At 77.2% G+C, this 18097-nt stretch carries 19 protein-coding genes; 8 read left to right on the top strand and 11 right to left on the bottom strand.

The features are described from left to right. Positions 1–11 precede the first annotated feature (11 nt). Positions 12–629: a Uma2 family endonuclease gene (locus ACFY07_RS17510; protein WP_390869460.1), complete on the bottom strand. Its 618-nt coding sequence runs from the start codon at positions 627–629 to the stop codon at positions 12–14. Positions 630–732: 103 nt separating this feature from the next. Beyond that, positions 733–1317, bottom strand: a complete 585-nt coding sequence (locus ACFY07_RS17505; protein ID WP_390869459.1) for a CGNR zinc finger domain-containing protein — start codon at positions 1315–1317, stop codon at positions 733–735. A 49-nt stretch (positions 1318–1366) separates the two neighbouring features. Here ACFY07_RS17505 and ACFY07_RS17500 point away from each other — a divergent pair, with 49 nt between their 5' ends. Next, positions 1367–1786, top strand: coding sequence for a VOC family protein (locus ACFY07_RS17500; RefSeq protein WP_390869458.1), 420 nt, complete (start codon positions 1367–1369; stop codon positions 1784–1786). 96 nt (positions 1787–1882) lie between these two features. On the opposite strand, the gene ACFY07_RS17495 is transcribed toward ACFY07_RS17500, so the two are convergent. Continuing rightward, on the bottom strand, positions 1883–2179 hold the full coding sequence (locus ACFY07_RS17495; protein WP_390869457.1) for a DUF2530 domain-containing protein: 297 nt from the start codon (positions 2177–2179) through the stop codon (positions 1883–1885). Positions 2180–2474: 295 nt separating this feature from the next. Here ACFY07_RS17495 and ACFY07_RS17490 point away from each other — a divergent pair, with 295 nt between their 5' ends. Next, positions 2475–3926, top strand: coding sequence for an NCS2 family permease (locus ACFY07_RS17490; protein ID WP_390869456.1), 1452 nt, complete (start codon positions 2475–2477; stop codon positions 3924–3926). A 110-nt stretch (positions 3927–4036) separates the two neighbouring features. Here ACFY07_RS17490 and ACFY07_RS17485 read toward each other — a convergent pair whose 3' ends face one another. The 3 genes from ACFY07_RS17485 to ACFY07_RS17475 form a co-directional block, all read right to left on the bottom strand. Further along, positions 4037–4807, bottom strand: coding sequence for a hypothetical protein (locus tag ACFY07_RS17485; RefSeq protein WP_390869455.1), 771 nt, complete (start codon positions 4805–4807; stop codon positions 4037–4039). A 157-nt stretch (positions 4808–4964) separates the two neighbouring features. After that, on the bottom strand, positions 4965–5336 hold the full coding sequence (locus ACFY07_RS17480) for a VOC family protein (RefSeq protein WP_230649025.1): 372 nt from the start codon (positions 5334–5336) through the stop codon (positions 4965–4967). Between the two features lie 169 nt (positions 5337–5505). After that, complete coding sequence (locus ACFY07_RS17475; RefSeq protein ID WP_390869454.1) at positions 5506–5988, bottom strand: hypothetical protein; 483 nt, start codon at positions 5986–5988, stop codon at positions 5506–5508. 184 nt (positions 5989–6172) lie between these two features. On the opposite strand from ACFY07_RS17475, the gene ACFY07_RS17470 reads away from it, so the two are divergent. Both ACFY07_RS17470 and ACFY07_RS17465 read left to right on the top strand, forming a co-directional pair. After that, the gene (locus ACFY07_RS17470) at positions 6173–6607 is read left to right on the top strand and encodes a MarR family winged helix-turn-helix transcriptional regulator (protein ID WP_230649021.1); all 435 of its coding nucleotides are present in this window, start codon (positions 6173–6175) and stop codon (positions 6605–6607) included. A 367-nt stretch (positions 6608–6974) separates the two neighbouring features. After that, complete coding sequence (locus ACFY07_RS17465; protein ID WP_390869624.1) at positions 6975–8291, top strand: MFS transporter; 1317 nt, start codon at positions 6975–6977, stop codon at positions 8289–8291. A gap of 30 nt (positions 8292–8321) precedes the next feature. Here ACFY07_RS17465 and ACFY07_RS17460 read toward each other — a convergent pair whose 3' ends face one another. Then, positions 8322–8840 carry a GNAT family N-acetyltransferase gene (locus tag ACFY07_RS17460; RefSeq protein ID WP_390869453.1) on the bottom strand — a complete coding sequence of 173 codons (519 nt, stop codon included), beginning with the start codon at positions 8838–8840 and terminating at the stop codon, positions 8322–8324. Positions 8841–9016: 176 nt separating this feature from the next. Between ACFY07_RS17460 and thpR the strand changes: the two genes are divergently transcribed. Beyond that, complete coding sequence (gene thpR, locus ACFY07_RS17455; protein ID WP_390869452.1) at positions 9017–9646, top strand: RNA 2',3'-cyclic phosphodiesterase; 630 nt, start codon at positions 9017–9019, stop codon at positions 9644–9646. Positions 9647–9790: 144 nt separating this feature from the next. Then, positions 9791–10900, top strand: a complete 1110-nt coding sequence (locus tag ACFY07_RS17450; protein WP_390869451.1) for a hypothetical protein — start codon at positions 9791–9793, stop codon at positions 10898–10900. Between the two features lie 126 nt (positions 10901–11026). On the opposite strand, the gene ACFY07_RS17445 is transcribed toward ACFY07_RS17450, so the two are convergent. Together ACFY07_RS17445 and ACFY07_RS17440 are read right to left on the bottom strand one after the other, a co-directional pair. Next, a complete protein-coding gene (locus ACFY07_RS17445; RefSeq protein WP_390869450.1) occupies positions 11027–12322 on the bottom strand; it encodes a S8 family peptidase in 1296 nt (431 codons plus the stop codon). Between the two features lie 284 nt (positions 12323–12606). Continuing rightward, entirely contained in the window at positions 12607–13089 is a 483-nt protein-coding gene (locus ACFY07_RS17440) for a MarR family winged helix-turn-helix transcriptional regulator (RefSeq protein WP_390869448.1), read from the bottom strand. Positions 13090–13191: 102 nt separating this feature from the next. Between ACFY07_RS17440 and ACFY07_RS17435 the strand changes: the two genes are divergently transcribed. Next, on the top strand, positions 13192–13995 hold the full coding sequence (locus ACFY07_RS17435) for a hypothetical protein (protein WP_390869446.1): 804 nt from the start codon (positions 13192–13194) through the stop codon (positions 13993–13995). Between the two features lie 232 nt (positions 13996–14227). On the opposite strand, the gene serC is transcribed toward ACFY07_RS17435, so the two are convergent. Both serC and ACFY07_RS17425 read right to left on the bottom strand, forming a co-directional pair. Further along, a complete protein-coding gene (gene serC, locus ACFY07_RS17430) occupies positions 14228–15346 on the bottom strand; it encodes a phosphoserine transaminase (protein ID WP_390869445.1) in 1119 nt (372 codons plus the stop codon). Between the two features lie 196 nt (positions 15347–15542). Next, the gene (locus tag ACFY07_RS17425) at positions 15543–16643 is read right to left on the bottom strand and encodes a citrate synthase 2 (protein WP_230649005.1); all 1101 of its coding nucleotides are present in this window, start codon (positions 16641–16643) and stop codon (positions 15543–15545) included. A 506-nt stretch (positions 16644–17149) separates the two neighbouring features. Here ACFY07_RS17425 and pdxH point away from each other — a divergent pair. Further along, a complete protein-coding gene (gene pdxH / locus ACFY07_RS17420; protein WP_390869622.1) occupies positions 17150–17782 on the top strand; it encodes a pyridoxamine 5'-phosphate oxidase in 633 nt (210 codons plus the stop codon). Positions 17783–18097: the final 315 nt, after the last annotated feature.

Raw genomic sequence — 18097 nt, 5'->3', positions numbered from 1 at the left:
GCCCTGGCCGGTCAGGGGCCGGTGACCGCCTCCGTGATCACGAAGCCCTTGGCCGGCCCCTCCGGGACGGCTGCGTCCGTGCCGTAGGCCACCCGGATCTCGGTGGTGTAGACGGCTTCCCCGGGAACCGGGCTGCTGAGCACCGTCACCGAACCGCGACCGTCGTGGTCGTCGACGATGACGTACACCGGGATGCCGGCGCGCGCGTACGCCCGCCGCTTGCGGACCAGGTCGCGGGTGCGGTCGTCGTGGCCGGGGGAGACGACCTCGGCGACCAGGGCGACGCCGCAGGCATCGACGCCCAGGCCGTCGGGACCGGGAATCTCCTCCAGGTCCTCCGGTGCGACGAGCACGTCGGGGATGAACACCTTGTGGCCGTGGAGGACGTTCACGTCCTGGAAGGCGGCGTGGCCGCTGCCCGCCAGATGCACGTCGAGGGCTCTGCGGAGCCGGTTCGCGAGGACGGAGTGGCGACGGCGGCCGGTCGGGGACACCTCGATGAACCCTTCGACGATCTCGGCCCGATAGCCCTCGGGGAGCTCCATGGCCTGCCATGCCCACCACAGGACCTCGTCCAGCCCCGGCATGTCGTGCGCGTCCCGATCCCCCTCGTGGGCGAGCGCGGTCATCGGCAGCACCTCCTCCACCAGTGTGGGCGCGGGCGTCGCTGAGGCACAAGCGACACCTCACGCTAGGAACGAATCCCTCCTCGCGCAGGTGAAGGCCGCTCGATCACCCGGACGAGTGGCCCGCGCCCGCGCCCCCCGCGCCCCGTCGCCGGTACGCCCGCATCTTGGCGCGGCTGCCGCAGACGGCCATGCTGCACCAGCGGCTGCGGCCGGCCGGGCTGCGGTCGTAGTAGACCCAGCGGCAGCTGTCCATCGCGCACGCCTTGAGCCGCGGCCAGCTCCCGTCCGCGACCGCCGCCGCGACGCCCGCCGCGAGATGCGCCACCACCGCGTCCGCGCCGGCCAGGCCGTCGGCGGGGCGCAGCCGGGCGCCGCCCGCGGTGTCGACCGCCAGCACCAGCGGGCCCCGGGCCAGCAGGCGCTCCAGGACGGCGGCGGCCGCGTCCGGCAGGTCCGTCCCGGCGTGGGCCTCGCAGACGGCGCGCAGCGCCTCGCGCAGTGCGACGACGGCGGCCCGGTCGGCCTCGCCGCACCGCAGGTCGGGCAGGCCGTGCTCCCGTGCCCAGGCCTCCAGCCCGGCGGGGGTGCGCAGCGCGTCCTCGCCGGACTCGAGGTCGACGGTGTTGGCCAGCGCCTGCAGGTCCCGCAGCGGTCCGGGGGCGGGGGCGCGGTCGCCGGGCTCGGTCACCCTTGCGAGGTTACTTGTGCTCCGCCATCATGCAGTAACCGTTACCAGCATGAACCCGCAAGCGGTAACACCGACGAGGGAGCCCACCGTGAGCCCGTCCGTGAACCTGCAGGCCTTCGCCCTGGACTGCGAGGACGCCGTCGCCCTGGCCGAGTTCTACGCCGCCCTGCTCGGGGCGGAGGCCGACACCGAGGACCCGGAGTGGACGGAGGTCGCCGTCGACGGCGGCGTCCGCCTCGCCTTCCAGAAGGTCGCCGAGCACCGGGCGCCGCGCTGGCCCGACCCGGTGCACCCGCAGCAGGCCCACCTCGACTTCGGCGTGCCCGACCTGGAGGCGGCGGAGAAGCACGCCCTCGCCCTCGGCGCGTCCTTCGTCGAGGACCGCGTCCGGCCCGACGGCACCGGGTGGCGGGTCTACACCGACCCGGCCGGGCACCCCTTCTGCCTCTGCGTCTCCGGGCGCGGCTGACCGGGCGGGGCCGACCGGCCCGACGCCGGGGCCCCGGCCGCGCCGCAGCAGCAGCGGTGGCGCGGCCGGGGCCGGGCGGCCGCCGTGCGCGAGGGGTCAGCCCTCCGCGGTCTCCGCGGCCCCCGTGGTCCCTGCGGTCCCCGCGGCCTCTCCGGCGCGGGAGCGGCGGATGGCGGTGCGGCGGGCGCGGCAGTACCAGATGCCGATGAGGCCGAGCCCGGCACCGGCGAGGCAGATCCACGGCCAGCTGCCGTGCCCGGCGTCGGAGAGCCGGTCCCGGAAGGGCAGCAGCGCCAGGAAGCCGGCGAACCAGAGCACGGTGCCGCCCGTGACGATCGCCACGTCGTTCGCCTCCAGCGGCTCGGGTGCGGGGCGCAGTGCGGTCCTGTCCATGGGTCGCCCTCTCCGGTGCGGCTGGCGGGTGGTGGCGGTACGGGTGCGGCCGTCGGGAGCGACGGCGGCGGCACCAAGCGTACGGGCCGGGGCCTCCGGCGGCGGAGGCGGGCCGGACCGCCCCTGTTCCTTCTACGCGCGAAGATGGCGTACGACCGACCGGTGACCGCATACTGAAGTGCCCGGTCGTCCCCGGCGTGTCGTCTTGACGCGCACCCCCGGCCGGGTCGCCGCCGGGCCACCGTCGCCCCGGGCCGGCAGTGTCGCTCCCCTCTCCCCCCACGAGGACGCCCGCATGCCCACGCTGGCCACGTCGACGGCCAAGTCGCCCGAATCCGCTCCGCAGCCGAGCAACGCCCTCGACCGCTACTTCCGGATCACGGAGCGCGGCTCGTCCCTCGCCCGCGAGATCCGCGGCGGTGTCGCCACCTTCTTCACGATGGCCTACATCATCGTGCTGAACCCGATCATCCTCTCCTCCGGCGTGGACAAGTACGGCCACCACCTCTCCGCGGGCCAGCTGGCCACCGCGACGGTGCTGACCGCCGCCCTCACCACGCTCCTCATGGGCGTCATCGGGAACGTGCCGATCGCGCTCGCCGCCGGCCTCGGCGTCAACACCGTGGTCGCCCTGCAGCTCGCCCCCCGGATGAGCTGGCCCGACGCGATGGGCATGGTCGTCCTCGCCGGCATCGCCATCATGCTGCTGGTCGCCACCGGCCTGCGGGAGCGGGTCATGGCCGCCGTGCCCACCGGCCTGCGCAAGGCCATCGCCATCGGCATCGGCCTCTTCATCGCCCTGATCGGCTTCGTCGACTCGGGCTTCGTCACCCGCATCCCGGACGCCGCCCACACCACCGTCCCGGTGCAGCTGGGCGGCGACGGCCACCTCAACGGCTGGCCGGTCCTGGTCTTCGTCCTCGGCACGCTGCTGACCCTGGTGCTGCTGGTCCGCCGGGTCCCCGGCGCGATCCTCCTCAGCATCGCCGCCATGACCGTGCTCGCCGTCGTCGTCGACTCCGTCGCCCACATCGCGCCGCTGAACTGGGGCCTCACCGTCCCCAAGTGGCCCGGCAACCCGGTGGCGCTGCCCGACTTCGGCCTGGTGGGCAAGGTGAGCCTGTTCGGCGGGTTCAAGGAGGTCGGGGTCCTCACCGGCGTCCTCTTCGTCTTCACCGTCCTGCTGTCCTGCTTCTTCGACGCGATGGGCACCATCCTCGGCGTCAGCGACGAGGCGAAGCTGCTGGACGGGAAGGGCGACCTGCCCGGCATCAACAAGGTGCTGATGATCGACGGCATCGCCACCGCCGCCGGCGGCGCGACCTCCTGCTCGGCCAACACCTGCTTCGTGGAGTCCACCGCCGGCGTCGGCGAGGGCGCCCGGACCGGCTTCGCCAGCGTCGTCACCGGCGCCCTGTTCGCCGTGGCGCTCTTCCTCACCCCGCTGGCCACCATGGTCCCGGCCCAGGCGGCCACCCCCGCCCTGGTCGCGGTCGGCTTCCTGATCCTCGCCAACAGCATCGGCGACATCGACTGGGCCGACTTCACCATCGCCGTCCCGGCCTTCCTCACGGTGGTGATCATGCCGTTCACCTACTCGATCACGAACGGCATCGGCATCGGCTTCATCGCCTTCTGCGTGCTGCGCCTGGCCACCGGACGCGGCCGCGAGGTCCCGGTCGCCCTGTACGCGGTGGCGGCGATCTTCGCCTTCTACTACCTGATGCCGGCCCTCCAGCTCACCTGAGCCGGACCCCGCACGGCGCGACGGCGCCCCGCCCTCCCGGGCGGGGCGCCGTCGCGTTCCCGCCGCCGACGGCGGGGGCGGGAGCGGCGTCGGGGGTCAGGCCCCGGCGGTCAGGACCAGGCCCAGGAGCCCGGACCCCGGTGGCCGCCGCCGGTCCACGGCGGCCACCCGCCGTGGCGGTGCGGGGGCGTCCGGCCGTCCTGCCCGCCGCCGTCCGGGCGTGCGAGCACCAGGGCGGCGGTGTCGGTGCCGTCGGCCCCCCGGGTGCCGGAGACCAGGACGGCGGAGCCCCGGGCGGGCGCCCGGCCCCCGTTGCCGTCGCGGGTGGCCGTGTCCGGGCCGGTCCGCCAGGTCCAGACGGCGCCGTCGGCGCTCCGGACGGTGAACGACGCGCCGGACGAGGACGCGACGGTCCCGCGCTGCCAGACCCGCACGGTCCACCTCCCGGTCCCCGGGTCCCGCACGGTGGCCTCGCCGTGGACGGCGGCGCCGCCGTGCAGGGGGAGCCCCTCCTCCGGGGCGGTCTGCGGGCCTGAGGACGGCGGGGCCGACTGGCCCGGGTCCGCCTGCGCCGGGCCGGCCGGGCCCGCCGACGGCATGCCGTCCAGCGGGGCCGCGGCCGGCGCCGCCGCCGGTGCGGAGCCGGAGGAGCCGTCGTCGGTGGCGACGGCGTAGGCGACCGTCCCGCCGGCCGCCAGCACGGCGGCGGTCACCGCGGCCGCCGTCGCGTGCCTGCGCGGGGGCCTGCGGTCCGCCTCCGGTCCGGACGGTGCCTCCCGGTCGTGGCGCGGGTCGCCGTAGGGCTGGTCGCCGTAGTGAGGGTCGCCGTGGGGCCGGTCCCCGCGCGGTGCGGGGTGCCGGTCCCTGGGTTCGAGCGTCATGCGGTTCTCCCCTCGGCATGGGGCCGATGGGGTCCATGATGTGACGCACGGCATAAAGGTGCCGTACAGAAAGGTACGAAGCGGACTAAATGCCGCGCATCCGTACGCCGCCCGGGCCCCTGCCGCGCCACCCGGCGCCACCCGGCGTCGCTCGGCGCTACTCCGCGCTGCGGCGGCAGACGCAGAACGGGTGCCCGGCCGGGTCGAGCAGCACCCGCCACGTGGTCCCGGGCTGGTGGTCCGGCCGGGACGCCCCCAGCTCCAGGCAGCGGGCCTCCGCCTTGTCGAGGTCGTCCACGTAGAGGTCCAGGTGGAACTGCTTGGTGCCCTCCGGGTTCGGCCACTGCGGCGGCCGGTACCCCTCCACCCGGCCGAAGCCCAGCGGGGCGCCCCCGGCCCCGTCCACCATGGCGTACTGCTCCTCGCTGTGGACCACGTCCCGGCCCAGCACCTCCGCCCAGAAGCGGGCGAGGGCCTGCGGGTCGGCGCAGTCGATGTTCACCATGGCGAGGTCTGCGGTTCCGGACATGTCGATCACGGCCTTTCGGTGGTCGGTCCCCCGTGCGCCGACCAGCCTCCCGGCCGTACCTGACACCTCCTGTCAGGTACGGCCGCGGTCCTCCGTGGCGGCTGCGGGCGGCCGGCCGGGGCGGGCCCCGGCGCCCGCCCCGGGGCCTCCCGCCCGGGGCGGGCACCGCTCAGCCGGACGGGTAGTTGCCGCCCTCCCGGCGGGCCCACCGGACGAACTCGCGCGGGTGGATGCGGCGGTAGCGGTGCCCCCCGTCGGGCAGCGCGTCGCGGACGATCGTCAGCGCGCAGCCGTCGCAGTGGCGGAAGTCGGAGCCGTCCTGCGGCCCCCCGCCGTGGTACCGCAGGGCGAAGGCCTCGGCCCCGCGGTGCCGCTCCAGGGCGGCCGCGTGGCGCCGGTCCGCGACCCGCTGCGCGGCGGCGACGGAGGCCGCCAGGACCAGGGCCCAGGAGGCCGTGGACCAGGACAGCCCCGCCAGGAGGGGCAGCACCGGCAGCAGCCAGGGCAGCAGCCGGCCTCCCCGCTCCGGCGGGACCGCCGGGGCGGGCGGCGGGTAGGGCTTCGCGGGGGACGTGCTCTCGTGGTGCACCCGGCCGACCGGCGTCGCCTTGCCGGACCAGCACGCACCCTGTCCCGGGCAGTCCTGCAGCATCGGCCCCCCGTTCTCGTGCTCCCGTGACGGCCGATGCGGGTATGCCCGCCGGGCGGGCGCGCCACACCGCCCCCGCCGTACCGCCGCGCCCGGCCGCCCCGGGACGGGCCCTCCGGGGGCGGCCCCGCGGGAACATCCGGCCCCCGACTTTCCTTAGCAAGAGTAATGACCTAGACTAAAAGTCATGCCCGAGATGTCCGAGGACGACCTCGCAGCGGTCTCCATGCTGCGGTCGTCCGTGATGCGCCTCTCCCGCCGCCTGCGCCACCAGCGGGTCGAGGAGTCGCTCAGCCCGACCGAGATGTCGGTGCTGGGCACCCTGGCCCGCTGCGGCAGCGCGACGCCCGGCGAGCTCGCCCGCAGGGAGCACGTCCAGCCGCCGTCGATGACCAGGATCATCGCGATGCTGGAGGAGAAGGCGCTGGTGCGGCGCGAGCCGCACCCGGAGGACAGGCGCCAGGTGCTGGTCAGCAGCACCGAGCAGGCCGAGGCGATCCTCGGCGAGAGCCGGCGGCGCCGCAACGCCTGGCTCGCGGAGCTGGCGTCCGGGCTGACCGAGGAGGAGTGGGCCGCGCTGCGGGACGCGGCCCCGGTGCTGGAGAAGCTGGCGCACCTGTGACCCCGGGGGAGCACCCCGGGGCCGCCGCGCCGCCCTCCCGGCACCGGGACGAGGAGGGGACGAGGACGTGAGGACGACCACTGCGACCGGCACCGCCGGGAAGGAGCGCAGCACCACGAGGTACACGACGACCACGACGACGCCACGAGCAGGGGAGGGCCTTGTGACACCGCCGGCCGCCGCCGCGGCCCCGGCAGCCGCCACCGGCACCGCCGAGACCGCCGTCGACCCCGCCGCCGCGCCCGCCGCGGCCCCGGCGGCGCCCGCGGCCCGCGCCGCCGGACCCGCGGACGACGACCCCGAGATACGCACCGCGGCGGCCCCCACCGCCGCACCCGCTCCCGCGCCGGAGCGCCCCGCCGGGGGGATGTTCTCCTCGCTGCGCATCCGCAACTACCGCTACTTCTTCCTGGGCCAGGCCGTCTCCAACACCGGCACCTGGATGCAGCGCATCGCCCAGGACTGGCTGGTGCTGAGCCTGACCGGCAGCCCCTTCGCGGTCGGCGTGACCACCGCGATGCAGTTCCTGCCGATGCTGCTGTTCGGCCTCTTCGGCGGCGTCCTCGCCGACCGCTACCCCAAGCGCCGGCTGCTGGTCGCCACCCAGGCCGTGATGGGCCTGCTCGCCGCCGGGCTGGCGGCGCTCACCCTCGCCGGCGCCGTCGAGGTCGCCCACGTGTACGCCTTCGCGTTCCTGCTGGGCATGGTCACCGTGGTGGACAACCCCACCCGGCAGGCGTTCGTGACCGAGATGGTGGGCCCGTCCGAGCTGCGCAACGCGGTCAGCCTCAACGCCGCCAACTTCCAGACGGCCCGGCTGGTCGGCCCCGCCGCGGCCGGCCTGCTGATCGCCGCCGTGGGCAGCGGCTGGGCGTTCGCGCTCAACGCGCTCTCCTTCGCCGCGGTCATCGCCGGCCTGCTCGCCATGCGCACCGGCGAGCTGCACCCGGCGCCGCCGCGGCCGCGTGAGAAGGGGCAGCTGCGGGAGGGCCTGCGGTACGTCCGCGAGCGGCCCGAGCTGATCTGGCCGATCGTGCTGGTGGGCTTCGTCGGCACGTTCGGGTTCAACTTCCCGACGCTGCTCTCCGGCTTCGCCTACGACGTCTTCCACGTCGGGGCCGGGCAGTACGGCCTGCTCAACACGGCCATGGCGGTCGGTTCGCTGGCGGGCGCGCTGCTGGCGGCGCGCCGCGGCTCCACCCGGCTGCGGATGCTGGTCGGTGCGGCGCTGGGCTTCGGCCTGCTGGAGGCGGTCACCGCCTTCGCGCCCGGCTACTGGCTCTTCGCCGCCCTGCTCACCCTGGTCGGCATGCTCGGCCTGACCTTCAACACCACGGCCAACACCACCGTGCAGCTCGCCACCGACCCCGCGATGCGCGGCCGGGTGATGGGCCTGTTCATGCTGGTCTTCGCGGGCGGTACGCCGATCGGCAGCCCGGTCGTCGGCTGGGTCACCGAGCAGTACGGGCCCCGGGTGGGCCTGCTGGCCTGCGGCCTGGTCTCGGCCGCCGCGGCCGGCGCCGTCGCCGCCGTCCTGGCCCGCTCGGCCGGGCTGCGGGTCCGGGTGGACCTGCACGCCGGGCACCGCGGGCGGATCGTCGCCCTGGTGCCGCGCCGCCCGGACGGCGACGCGGCCGGCGGCGAGGCCCGCGAGTCGCGTGAGGAGCTGGCCACCGCCTGCTGAGGGCGGCCGGCCGGGCCGGCGCGGGGCGCGTCAGGGACGCCGCTCCAGGATCCGGCCCGGCCAGGGCTCCCGGCCGGGCGCCTCGACGGTGAAGCCGTCGGCCGCGGTGAAGCCCAGGGCCTCGTACTGTCGCACCAGGCGGTGGTCGTCGCCGTCGTAGCAGTCCACCCGCAGCAGGGCGATGCCCCGGCGGCGGGCCTCGGCGGCCGCGTCCTCCACCAGGGCCCGGCCGACGCCGCTCCCGGACAGGGCCCGGTCGGTCACCAGCAGCCGTACGTACAGCTCCCGCCCGGCCACGGGCGGGGCGTACTTCGGCGGCTCCTCGGCGAGGACGCAGACCCCCGCCGGGCGGCCGTCGACGGTCTCCGCGACGCGGACGAGGTGGTCGCGGGCGTAGCGGCGGACGCGCTCCGCGGCGGCGGGGCGGGCCGACCATGGCTCGGTGCCCCACTGGCCGGTGCGGCCGAGGGAGACGAGCCAGGCGACGGCGTCGTCGAGCAGGGCGAGGAGGGCGGGCGCGTCGTCGGGCCCGCCGGTTCGGATCTTCATACAGTTGTTCCTATCGGGTCGCCGCCGGGCGGCGCCAGCCCCCCGGGTGCGGCGGGACGGCGCCCCGGCGGGACGGCCGCCGGGCACGCCCGGGAGCGCCCGAGCACGTCCGGGGACGTCCGAGCACGTCCGGGGACGTCCGGGGACGTCCGGGGACGTCCGGGGAGGAGGGACGGATGAGGCTCTTCGTCGCGGTGACGCCCCCGCGGGCCGCGCTCGCCGAGCTCGACGCCGAGGTGCGGGCGCTGCGCGCCGCCGCCGCCGGTCTGCCGCTGCGCTGGACCGAGCCCGACAGCTGGCACCTCACCCTCGCCTTCCTCGGCGAGGTCCCGGAGGAGGCGCTCCCCGACCTGGAGGAGCGGCTCGCCCGGGCCGCACGGCGGCACGAGGCGCACCGGCTGAGCCTCGCCGGCGGCGGACGGTTCGGCGACCGCGCCCTGTGGGCCGGGGTCCGCGGCGACACCCCCGCCCTGCGCCGCCTCGCCGCCTCCGTGCAGGCCGCCGCCCGACGTGCGGGCGCCCCCGCCGCCGACGACGACCGCCCGTACCGGGCCCACCTCACCCTGGCCCGCAGCAGCGTCCCGCGCGGCGCCCCCCACCGCCCCCCGCGCGGCACCCCGGACCGGGACCGGCCCGACCTGCGGGCCCTCGCGGCGGAGCTGGCCGGCTTCCGGGGCACGGCGTGGGAGGCCGTCGAGGTGCAGCTCGTGCGGAGCCTCCTCGGCGCCGGGCCCGCCCGGTACACCGTCCTGCGCAGCTGGCCCCTCGGCCGCCCGCCGGCCGGGGAGGGCGGGACCCCGGAGTAGTCTCGGGCCCGTGGATCCCAAGACCCGAACCCGCGTCGTGACCGCCGCGCTGCTGCTCCTCCTGCTCGCCGTGCTGGTGGGGGCCCTGCTGCGCTGACCCGTACCCGGCTGCGGCGCGCGCCGGGGCCGTGCCAGGCTTGGCGCATGGAGCGACGGGGCGGGGCGGGGGAGCGGCGGGCGGCGCGGCCCGGGGCGAGGGCCGCGGCGGTGGCGTCAGCGGCGGCGGCGCTGTGGGCCGGCACGGCCGGGACGGCCCCGGCCGCGGACGGCGCCGGCGACCTCTTCGCCTTCCGCGACCCCCGCATCACCGAGTCCAGCGGCCTGGCCGCCAGCGCCCTCCACCCCGGCGTGGTCTGGACCCACAACGACAGCGACGACGGCGGCCGCGTCTTCGCCGTGGACGGGCGCACCGGCCGCACCCTCGCCACCGTCACCCTCGCCGGCGTCGCCCCGCGCGACGCCGAGGCGGTCTCGCTCGGCCGCGACGACCGGGGCCGCCCCGCCCTGTACCTCGCCGACATCGGCGACAACCTCGGCGGGCGGTGGCCGGAGGTGTGGATCTACCGCTTCGCCGAGCCCGCGGGCCCGCTGCACGACACGACCGTCCGGGCCGTCCGGTACACCGTCCGCTACGCCGACGGCCCGCGCAACGCCGAGGCGCTGATGGTCCACCCCCGCACCGGCCGGGTGTACATCGCCTCCAAGCAGGGCTCCGGGGGCGGCCTCTACGCGGGCCCCCGTCGGCTCTCGACGTCCGGCGTCAACGTCTTCCGCCGCATCGCCGACGTGCCGTCGACGGTCACCGACGGCGCCTTCTCCCCGGACGGCACCCGGCTGGTGCTGCGCGGCTACTTCTCGGCCGACGCCTACCGCTGGCGGGACGGCGCCCCGCAGCCGCTGGGCCCGGTCGACGTCCCCCTGCAGCGGCAGGGGGAGGGCGTCGCCTTCACGCCGGACGGCCGGGCGCTGCTGTACGGCAGCGAGGGCCGCGGCACCTCCGTGTGGCGGCAGCCGCTGACGGGCGCCGCGCTGCCGGACTCGGCCCGCCCGGCCGGATCCCCCTCGCCCGCCCGGAGCGGCGGGCCGGCGGGCTCCGCCGGGCCGCGGCCCGGCCCGTCCGGCGCGCCCGCCGGCGCCGGGACCCTCACCGGGCGGACGGCGGCGGTCCTCGCCGGGGCCGGGGCGGTCGCGCTGGCCGCGGCCGGACTGCGCCGGCGCGCCCGCGCCCGGGGGCGGGGCCGAGGTCGGGGCTGAGGGCCGCCGGGGCGGCGCGCGGGCACGTCCCCGGGCCGCGTCCCGGCGCGGGGCTTCCGGGCCGTCCCGGTGCGGCGTGCGGATGCCGCCGGGGCGGGCGGCCCTGCCCCGCCCGCCCCGGCGGGGTCAACCGGTGACCCGCAGCAGCAGGTCCGGGCTGCCGCTCCCCACCCCGGCGAGCCTCCCGCCGGTGGCCGCACCGGTGAGCGCGGCCGCCACCTCCGCCGGGGAGGCGCCGGTGTGCCCGGCGAGGTAGAGGGCCGCCGCGCCGGCCGCGTGGGGCGCCGCCATCGAGGTGCCCGAGACGGTCCGGGTGGCGGTGTCGCCGGTGGCCCAGTCCGAGGTGATGTCGGAGCCGGGGGCGAAGAGGTCGACCGCCGGACCGTAGTCGGAGTAGTCGGCGCGGGTGTCGTCCCTGGCCGTCGCGCCGACGGTCAGGGCCTCGCGGACCCGGGCCGGTGAGCCGCCGGACGCGTCGGCGCCGTCGTTGCCCGCCGCGACCGTGTACGGGACGCCCGCGGCGACCGAGTTGCGGACGGCGGCGTCGATGTCGGCGTTCGCGCCCCCGCCGAGGCTCAGGTTGGCCACGGCGGGCCTGCGGGCGTGGGCGGTCACCCAGTCGATCCCGGCCACCACGTCGGAGGCGGTGCCCGAGCCCGCGTCGTCCAGGACCCGCACGGCCACCACCGTGGCCCGCTTCGCGACGCCGTGGGCGGTCCCGGCGGCCGTCCCGGCGACGTGGGTGCCGTGGCCGTTGCCGTCCTGGGCGGTGGCGTCGCCGTCGACGAAGTCGTAGCCGGAGGAGGCGCGCCCGCCGAAGTCCCGGTGGCCGGTCCGCACGCCGGTGTCGACCACGTACACGGTGACGCCCGCCCCGGCGGTGTCGGGGTAGCGGTAGGCGGAGTCCAGCGGCAGGGCCTGCTGGTCGATCCGGTCCAGGCCCCACGAGGGCGGGGCCGCCTGGGTGGCGGTCCCCGCGGCGCGGTCGGCGGTGGCGTGCACCACGGCGTCCCGGTGGACCGAGCGGACGGCGGGGTCGGCGGCGAGGCGTCGCGCCTGGTCGTCGTCGAGGCGGGCGGAGAAGCCGTTGAGGGCGGCGCCGTAGACGTGCCGGACGGTGCCGCCGTACCGGGCCACCAGGTCCCGCCCCGCCCGGCCGGCCGCCTGGGTGCCCCGGGCGGAGTCGGCCTGCAGCGCGGCCTTCAGCGTGACGATCCAGCTCCCGGCCGCCGCGGCGCGGGCCCGGGCGGAGACCTGCCCCCCGGGGGCCGCGGCGGTGGCGCCGGCCGCGGCCGTCCGCACCGGCGCGGCCGGGGCGGGACCGGCGGCGGCGGACGGCGCCGCGGGCAGCGCCGCCGCGGCGGCTGCGGCGCACGCCAGGGCGGCTGCCAGGGCACGGGGGAGGGGGCGCGTCAGGGCCATGCGGGAGCTTCCTGTCTCGGGTGCCGCGGCGCGGTGGGACCACGCGCCGACAGGGGGTGTCTCGCCCGGGAACGCCCCGCTCAGGCCGCCGCCGCGCGGAAAGCCGCCGGTCGGCCTACGGGCCCGACCCCGACGGCCCACGCCGCTCGCGGCCCCGTCCCGGCCGTGCTGCGGCCCGCCCTGCCCGCCGCCCGGCCGCGGCCGGGCGGGCCGGGCCCGGCGTGCCCGCGACGCCCGGTGCCCGCCGCCGCGCCCGGTCCCGGTCCTGCGCCGGGGGAGCGGGCTCAGCCGGCCCGGTACCCCGGGTGCACGCCCGGCGTCAGGCCCTGCTCCGCCACGACGCGGTCCAGGAGCCCGAGCAGCTGCTCCCGCTCGCCGTCGGACAGGCCCCGGCAGAGCTGCCGCTCGTGCTCCCGGCCGGCCCGGGCCAGCCGGTCGAGAAGGTCCCGGCCGTCCGGGGTCAGGTGCACGGCGTGCCGTCGGCGGTCCTCGGGGTCCCGGCGCCGCTCGATGAGCCCGCGCCGGTCGAGCTCGTCGGCGAAGGGGACGAAGCGGCTGGGCGGCATGCCCAGGTCGGCGGCGATCTCCTTCTGGCTGCGCCCGGGTGCCGCCGCCAGCAGGCGGAGCAGGCCGGCCTGTGCGGGGGTCAGGCCGAGCTCCTCCAGGCGCCGGGCGAACAGGCCGGTCGCGTGGGCCCCGAGCTGGGCCAGGGCGAACGCCACACCGGTCCTCTGCGGGCCTCGGGGCCCGTCCTCCTCCGCACTCACGGCAGAATGCTACCGCTTCAAAAATGATTCATACTCTGTAATCATTTATGCTTGGTAATCGACCCGGGTGTGCGCCGTGCGCCCCGCCGACGGGAGGCCGTGATGACCCGCCCGCTCCTCGCGCCCGCCGCGCGTCCCGCCGCCTCCGGGGCGGTGGGGCGGGCGTGGGCGCAGGCGCGCCGCACCGAGCGCGCCTGCCTCGTCCTCGCCGCCGTGCTCGCCGCGTCCGGCCTGTTCCACCTCGCGGTCCTCGCCGTCGACGGCGGCCCCTGGGAGGGGCCGGTCTCCTGGCGCAAGCCCGCCACGTTCGGCCTCTCCTTCGGCCTCACGCTCGCAGCGGTCGCCCGGGTGTCCGCCCCCCTCCGCCTGGGTGTGCGCCTGCGCACCGTCCTGCTGGGCGTCCTCGCGGCGGACAGCCTCGTGGAGGTCGGCGGGATCACGCTGCAGGCGTGGCGGCGGGTCCCCTCGCACGTCGACATGGAGACGCCGTTCGACTCGGCGGTCTCGATGACCCTCGCCGTGGGAGGGGCCGTGCTCGTCGGGGTGCTGGGCGCCCTGGCCGTCCCGGCCCTCCGGGGCCGGGCGGACGCCCCGCCGGACATGCGCCTGGCCCTGCGGGCCGGGTTCGCCTCCCTGCTCATCGGCCTCGTGTCCGGAGCGGTCATGATCGCCCGCGGAGTGGTGCTCGTCCGGGCCGGGCACCAGCAGGAGGCGTATCACGCGGTGGGCTTCCTCAAGCCGGTCCACGGGGTCGCCCTGCACGGTGTCCTCGTGCTCCCCGCCCTCGCCCGGCTGCTCGCCGCCGCCGGATGGGACACGGCGCGCCGCACCCGCGCCGTGGCGGCGGCCTCGGCCGGCTACGGCGTCCTCCTGGCGGCAGCGCTCGGCCTCTCCCTCCTCGGCTGAGGTCCCGCCTCCTCGGTTGAGGCCACGCCTCCCGGTTGAGGCCACGCCCCCTCGGCGGAGGCCCCGCCCCCTCGGCGGAAGTCCCGGCCCCCCGGCCGAGGCGAAATCCCGGCCGGCCGCCTCCCGGGGGTGCCCCGCCCGGCCGTCGGCGGGAGGAAACGGCGGCGGCCCCGTCCCGGAGGGTTCCGGGACGGGGCCGCCGCGTCGCGGGCGCCGGTGCGGCGCCGCGCGGTCAAAGCTTCTCGACCACGTGGTCGATGCAGGCGGTCAGCGCCTCGACGTCCGCCGGGTCCACCGCCGGGAACATGGCCACGCGCAGCTGGTTGCGGCCCAGCTTGCGGTAGGGCTCGGTGTCCACGATGCCGTTCTCGCGCAGCACCTTGGCGACGGCGGCCGCGTCCACGCCCTCCGCGAAGTCGATCGTGCCGACCACCTGCGAGCGCTGCGCCGGCTCGGCGACGAACGGGTTGGCGTACGGGGACTTCTCGGCCCACGTGTACAGGTGCGAGGAGGAGTCCGCGGTCCGCGCGACCGCCCAGTCCAGGCCGCCCTGCCCGTTGATCCAGTCCAGCTGGTCGGCCAGCAGGAAGAGGGTGGCCAGGGCCGGGGTGTTGTACGTCTGGTCCTTCGACGAGTTGTCGATCGCGGTCGGCAGGTCGAAGAAGGTCGGGATGTACCGGCCGGAGCCGGCGATCTCGGCGGCGCGCTCCAGGGCGGCAGGGGAGAAGACGCCGATCCACAGGCCGCCGTCGGCGGCGAAGCACTTCTGCGGGGCGAAGTAGTAGACGTCGCTCTGGGTGATGTCGACGGGCAGGCCGCCGGCGCCGGAGGTGGCGTCCACCAGGACCAGCGCGCCCTCGTCGGCGCCCTCGACCCGGCGGATCGGCATGGCGACGCCGGTGGAGGTCTCGTTGTGGGTGAGCGCGTAGGCGTCCACGCCGGCCTCGGCCACGGGCAGCGGGTGGGTGCCCGGCTCGGACTTCACCACGCTCGGGTCGGCCAGCCACGGCGCGGCCTTGGTGGCGGCGGCGAACTTCGAGGAGAACTCGCCGAAGTGCAGGTGCTGGGACTTCTCCCGCACCAGCCCGAAGGCGGCGATGTCCCAGAAGGCGGTGGAGCCGCCGTTGCCCAGGACCACCTGGTAGCCCTCGGGCAGGGAGAAGAGGCTGCTCACGCCGTCGCGCACCCGCCGGACCAGGTTCCTGACCGGGGCCTGGCGGTGGGACGTGCCCAGCAGGGAGGTGCCGGTGGCGGCGAGGGCGCCCAGCGCCTCGGGCCGTACCTTGGACGGGCCGGAGCCGAAGCGGCCGTCGGCGGGCTTGATGTCAGCGGGAATCCGGATCTGAGCCACAGTCGAAGCGTAACGGCCGCCCCCGCCGCTGCGGAGCCGCCGTCCAGCGGCTGAGACGCGTGTCGGACGCCGCCGCCCGGCCCCTCGGGGAGGGGCCGGGCGGCGGCACCGGGGCCCGTGCCGCCGCCCGCCGGGCGGCACACGCCAGGCGGTACGGGCGGCGTCAGGCGTCAGACGCCACGGGCGCGGGCGCGGGTCAGCGGGCGATGTCGCCGTAGCCCTCGACCTCGCGCGGGCTGCGCGGGCCGGGGCCCACGTAGCGGGCGGAGGGGCGCACGAGGCGGCCGGTGCGCTTCTGCTCCAGGATGTGCGCCGACCAGCCCGCGGTGCGGGCGCAGGTGAACATCGAGGTGAACATGTGCGCCGGGACCTCGGCGAAGTCCAGCATGATCGCGGCCCAGAACTCGACGTTGGTGGCGAGCACCCGGTCGGGGCGGCGGTTGTGCAGCTCCTCCAGGGCGGCCTTCTCCAGCGCCTCGGCGACCTCGAAGCGGGGCGCGTCCAGCTCCTTGGCCGTGCGGCGGAGCACGGCGGCGCGCGGGTCCTCGGCGCGGTACACGCGGTGGCCGAAGCCCATCAGGCGCTCGCCCTTGTCCAGGGCGTTCTTCACGTAGCCGACCGCGTCGCCGGTCCGCTCGATCTCCTCGATCATGCCGAGGACGCGGGAGGGGGCGCCGCCGTGCAGCGGGCCGGACATGGCGCCCACCGCGCCGGAGAGCGCGGCGGCGACGTCGGCGCCGGTGGAGGCGATGACGCGGGCGGTGAAGGTGGAGGCGTTCATGCCGTGCTCGGCGGCCGACGTCCAGTAGGCGTCGACGGCCTTGACGTGCTTGGGGTCGGGCTCGCCCCGCCAGCGGATCATGAACCGCTCGACGATCGTCTCGGCCTTGTCGATCTCCCGCTGCGGCACCATCGGCAGGCCCTGGCCGCGCGCCGACTGGGCGACGTACGACAGCGCCATCACCGCGGCGCGCGCGAGGTCGTCGCGGGCCTCCTCGGCGTCGATGTCCAGGAGCGGTTTGAGGCCCCACACCGGGGCCAGCATGGCGAGCGCGGACTGCACGTCGACCCGGATGTCGCCGGAGTGGACCGGGATCGGGAACGGCTCCGCCGGCGGCAGGCCCGGGTTGAACTTGCCGTCCACCAGCAGGCCCCAGACGTGCCCGAACGAGACGTGTCCGACCAGGTCCTCGATGTCCACGCCGCGGTAGCGCAGCGAGCCGCCTTCCTTGTCGGGCTCGGCGATCTCGGTCTCGAACGCGACGACACCTTCGAGTCCGGGTACGAAATCGGACATCGGGCGGCTCCTCTTGATCTGGTTGGTCCGGACGACCTGACGGCTTGGTACGCCTCGCGGTCTGGCTGGGGTGGCAGTGCTGTCCGTGCTGTGCGGGGTGATGCGCAGCGTACGCCCGCATGGCACGCGGTGCCAGATTCCCGGGCACCGCGTGCAGCGCGCCGTGCTCCGCCGCGGCGGGGGGGAGGCCGGGGCGCGACGCCCGCCGCGCCCCGGCCTCCCCGCCGGACCGCCGGGGACACCGCTGGTCGCGCCGCCCCCGGACCGCCCCGACCAGGGGCGCGACCGCCCCGGAGGCGCCCCGGGGCCGCCCCGCCCGGCGTGACCCACGGCACATCGCCCGGGCGGCGGACACCCCGCGGAGGGGCGCCGTACGCGATGATGGGGGCGTGCATCTCCCGGACAGCGCCCGCCCCGCAGCCCGTCGTACGCCCGTCCCCGAGCCGCCGGCCTCCCCGCCCGAACCCGGCGGGGCGGGACGCCTCCCCGAGCCGGACCCGGCCTCCATGCGCCGCCAGTACAGCGCCGCAGGCCTCGCCGAGCACGAACTGGCCCACGACCCGGTCACGCAGTTCGGCCGCTGGTTCGCCGAGGCCGGGGCGGCGGGGATCCACGAGCCCAACGCGATGGTGCTCTCCACCGCCGACGCCGCCGGGCGGCCCAGCTCCCGGACCGTCCTGCTCAAGGGCTACGACGCCCGCGGGTTCGTCTTCTTCACCAACTACGGCTCCCGCAAGGCCGCCGAGCTGGACGCCAACCCGCACGCGTCGCTGCTCTTCCCCTGGCACCCCGTCGCCCGCCAGGTGATCGTCACCGGCTCCGTCGAGCGGGTCGGCCGCGACGAGACCGCCGCCTACTTCCGCACCCGCCCGCACGGCTCCCAGCTGGGCGCCTGGGCCAGCGAGCAGTCCCGGACCGTCGCCTCGCGGCAGGAGCTGGAGGAGCGCTACGCCGAGCTGGCCGCCCGCTACCCGGAGGGCGAGGGGGTGCCGGTGCCGCCGTTCTGGGGCGGCTTCCGGCTGCACCCGGAGACCGTCGAGTTCTGGCAGGGGCGGCTGAACCGGCTGCACGACCGGCTCCGCTACCGCGCCGACCCGGAGGCGCCCACCGGCTGGACCGTCGAGCGGCTCTGCCCCTAGCGCCGCGGTGCGGCGGGGCCCGGCGGGCCCCGCCGCACCATGGGGGCGCCCAGGACAGTCCGGGACGTCCGGGAGAGTCCGGGGCGCCTGCGGACCGACGGGACGGCCGACGGGTCCGGCGGGGGAGGGCCGCCGCGGGTGCGTCCCGGGGCGCGGGGGCCGGGCCGGGGGCGCCGGCGGGCACGTGCGCTGCCGGGAGAGGACCGGACGGAGGGGAGCCCCGGAGCGTCAGGGGCCCGGCCGTCCCCGGACACGTCCCCGGACAGCGGACAACCCGCGGGCTGCTCCCGGCCGGTGGCCGCCGTGCGGCCTTCG

It is taken from the genome of Streptomyces sp. NPDC001380, from assembly GCF_042895785.1.
Taxonomy (GTDB): domain Bacteria; phylum Actinomycetota; class Actinomycetes; order Streptomycetales; family Streptomycetaceae; genus Peterkaempfera.
This window is presented reverse-complemented; position numbering and strand designations above follow the sequence as displayed.

What these genes read in the sequence shown, in the direction of transcription:
- ACFY07_RS17510 (WP_390869460.1), bottom strand. Translation starts at nt 629, where the DNA reads ATGACCGCGCTCGCCCACGAGGGGGATCGGGACGCGCACGACATGCCG.
- ACFY07_RS17500 (WP_390869458.1), top strand. Translation starts at nt 1,367, where the DNA reads ATGAACCCGCAAGCGGTAACACCGACGAGGGAGCCCACCGTGAGCCCG.
- ACFY07_RS17495 (WP_390869457.1), bottom strand. Translation starts at nt 2,179, where the DNA reads ATGGACAGGACCGCACTGCGCCCCGCACCCGAGCCGCTGGAGGCGAAC.
- ACFY07_RS17490 (WP_390869456.1), top strand. Translation starts at nt 2,475, where the DNA reads ATGCCCACGCTGGCCACGTCGACGGCCAAGTCGCCCGAATCCGCTCCG.
- ACFY07_RS17485 (WP_390869455.1), bottom strand. Translation starts at nt 4,807, where the DNA reads ATGACGCTCGAACCCAGGGACCGGCACCCCGCACCGCGCGGGGACCGG.
- ACFY07_RS17480 (WP_230649025.1), bottom strand. Translation starts at nt 5,336, where the DNA reads ATGTCCGGAACCGCAGACCTCGCCATGGTGAACATCGACTGCGCCGAC.
- ACFY07_RS17475 (WP_390869454.1), bottom strand. Translation starts at nt 5,988, where the DNA reads ATGCTGCAGGACTGCCCGGGACAGGGTGCGTGCTGGTCCGGCAAGGCG.
- ACFY07_RS17470 (WP_230649021.1), top strand. Translation starts at nt 6,173, where the DNA reads ATGCCCGAGATGTCCGAGGACGACCTCGCAGCGGTCTCCATGCTGCGG.
- ACFY07_RS17465 (WP_390869624.1), top strand. Translation starts at nt 6,975, where the DNA reads ATGTTCTCCTCGCTGCGCATCCGCAACTACCGCTACTTCTTCCTGGGC.
- ACFY07_RS17460 (WP_390869453.1), bottom strand. Translation starts at nt 8,840, where the DNA reads ATGAAGATCCGAACCGGCGGGCCCGACGACGCGCCCGCCCTCCTCGCC.
- thpR (WP_390869452.1), top strand. Translation starts at nt 9,017, where the DNA reads ATGAGGCTCTTCGTCGCGGTGACGCCCCCGCGGGCCGCGCTCGCCGAG.
- ACFY07_RS17450 (WP_390869451.1), top strand. Translation starts at nt 9,791, where the DNA reads ATGGAGCGACGGGGCGGGGCGGGGGAGCGGCGGGCGGCGCGGCCCGGG.
- ACFY07_RS17445 (WP_390869450.1), bottom strand. Translation starts at nt 12,322, where the DNA reads ATGGCCCTGACGCGCCCCCTCCCCCGTGCCCTGGCAGCCGCCCTGGCG.
- ACFY07_RS17435 (WP_390869446.1), top strand. Translation starts at nt 13,192, where the DNA reads ATGACCCGCCCGCTCCTCGCGCCCGCCGCGCGTCCCGCCGCCTCCGGG.
- ACFY07_RS17425 (WP_230649005.1), bottom strand. Translation starts at nt 16,643, where the DNA reads ATGTCCGATTTCGTACCCGGACTCGAAGGTGTCGTCGCGTTCGAGACC.
- pdxH (WP_390869622.1), top strand. Translation starts at nt 17,150, where the DNA reads ATGCGCCGCCAGTACAGCGCCGCAGGCCTCGCCGAGCACGAACTGGCC.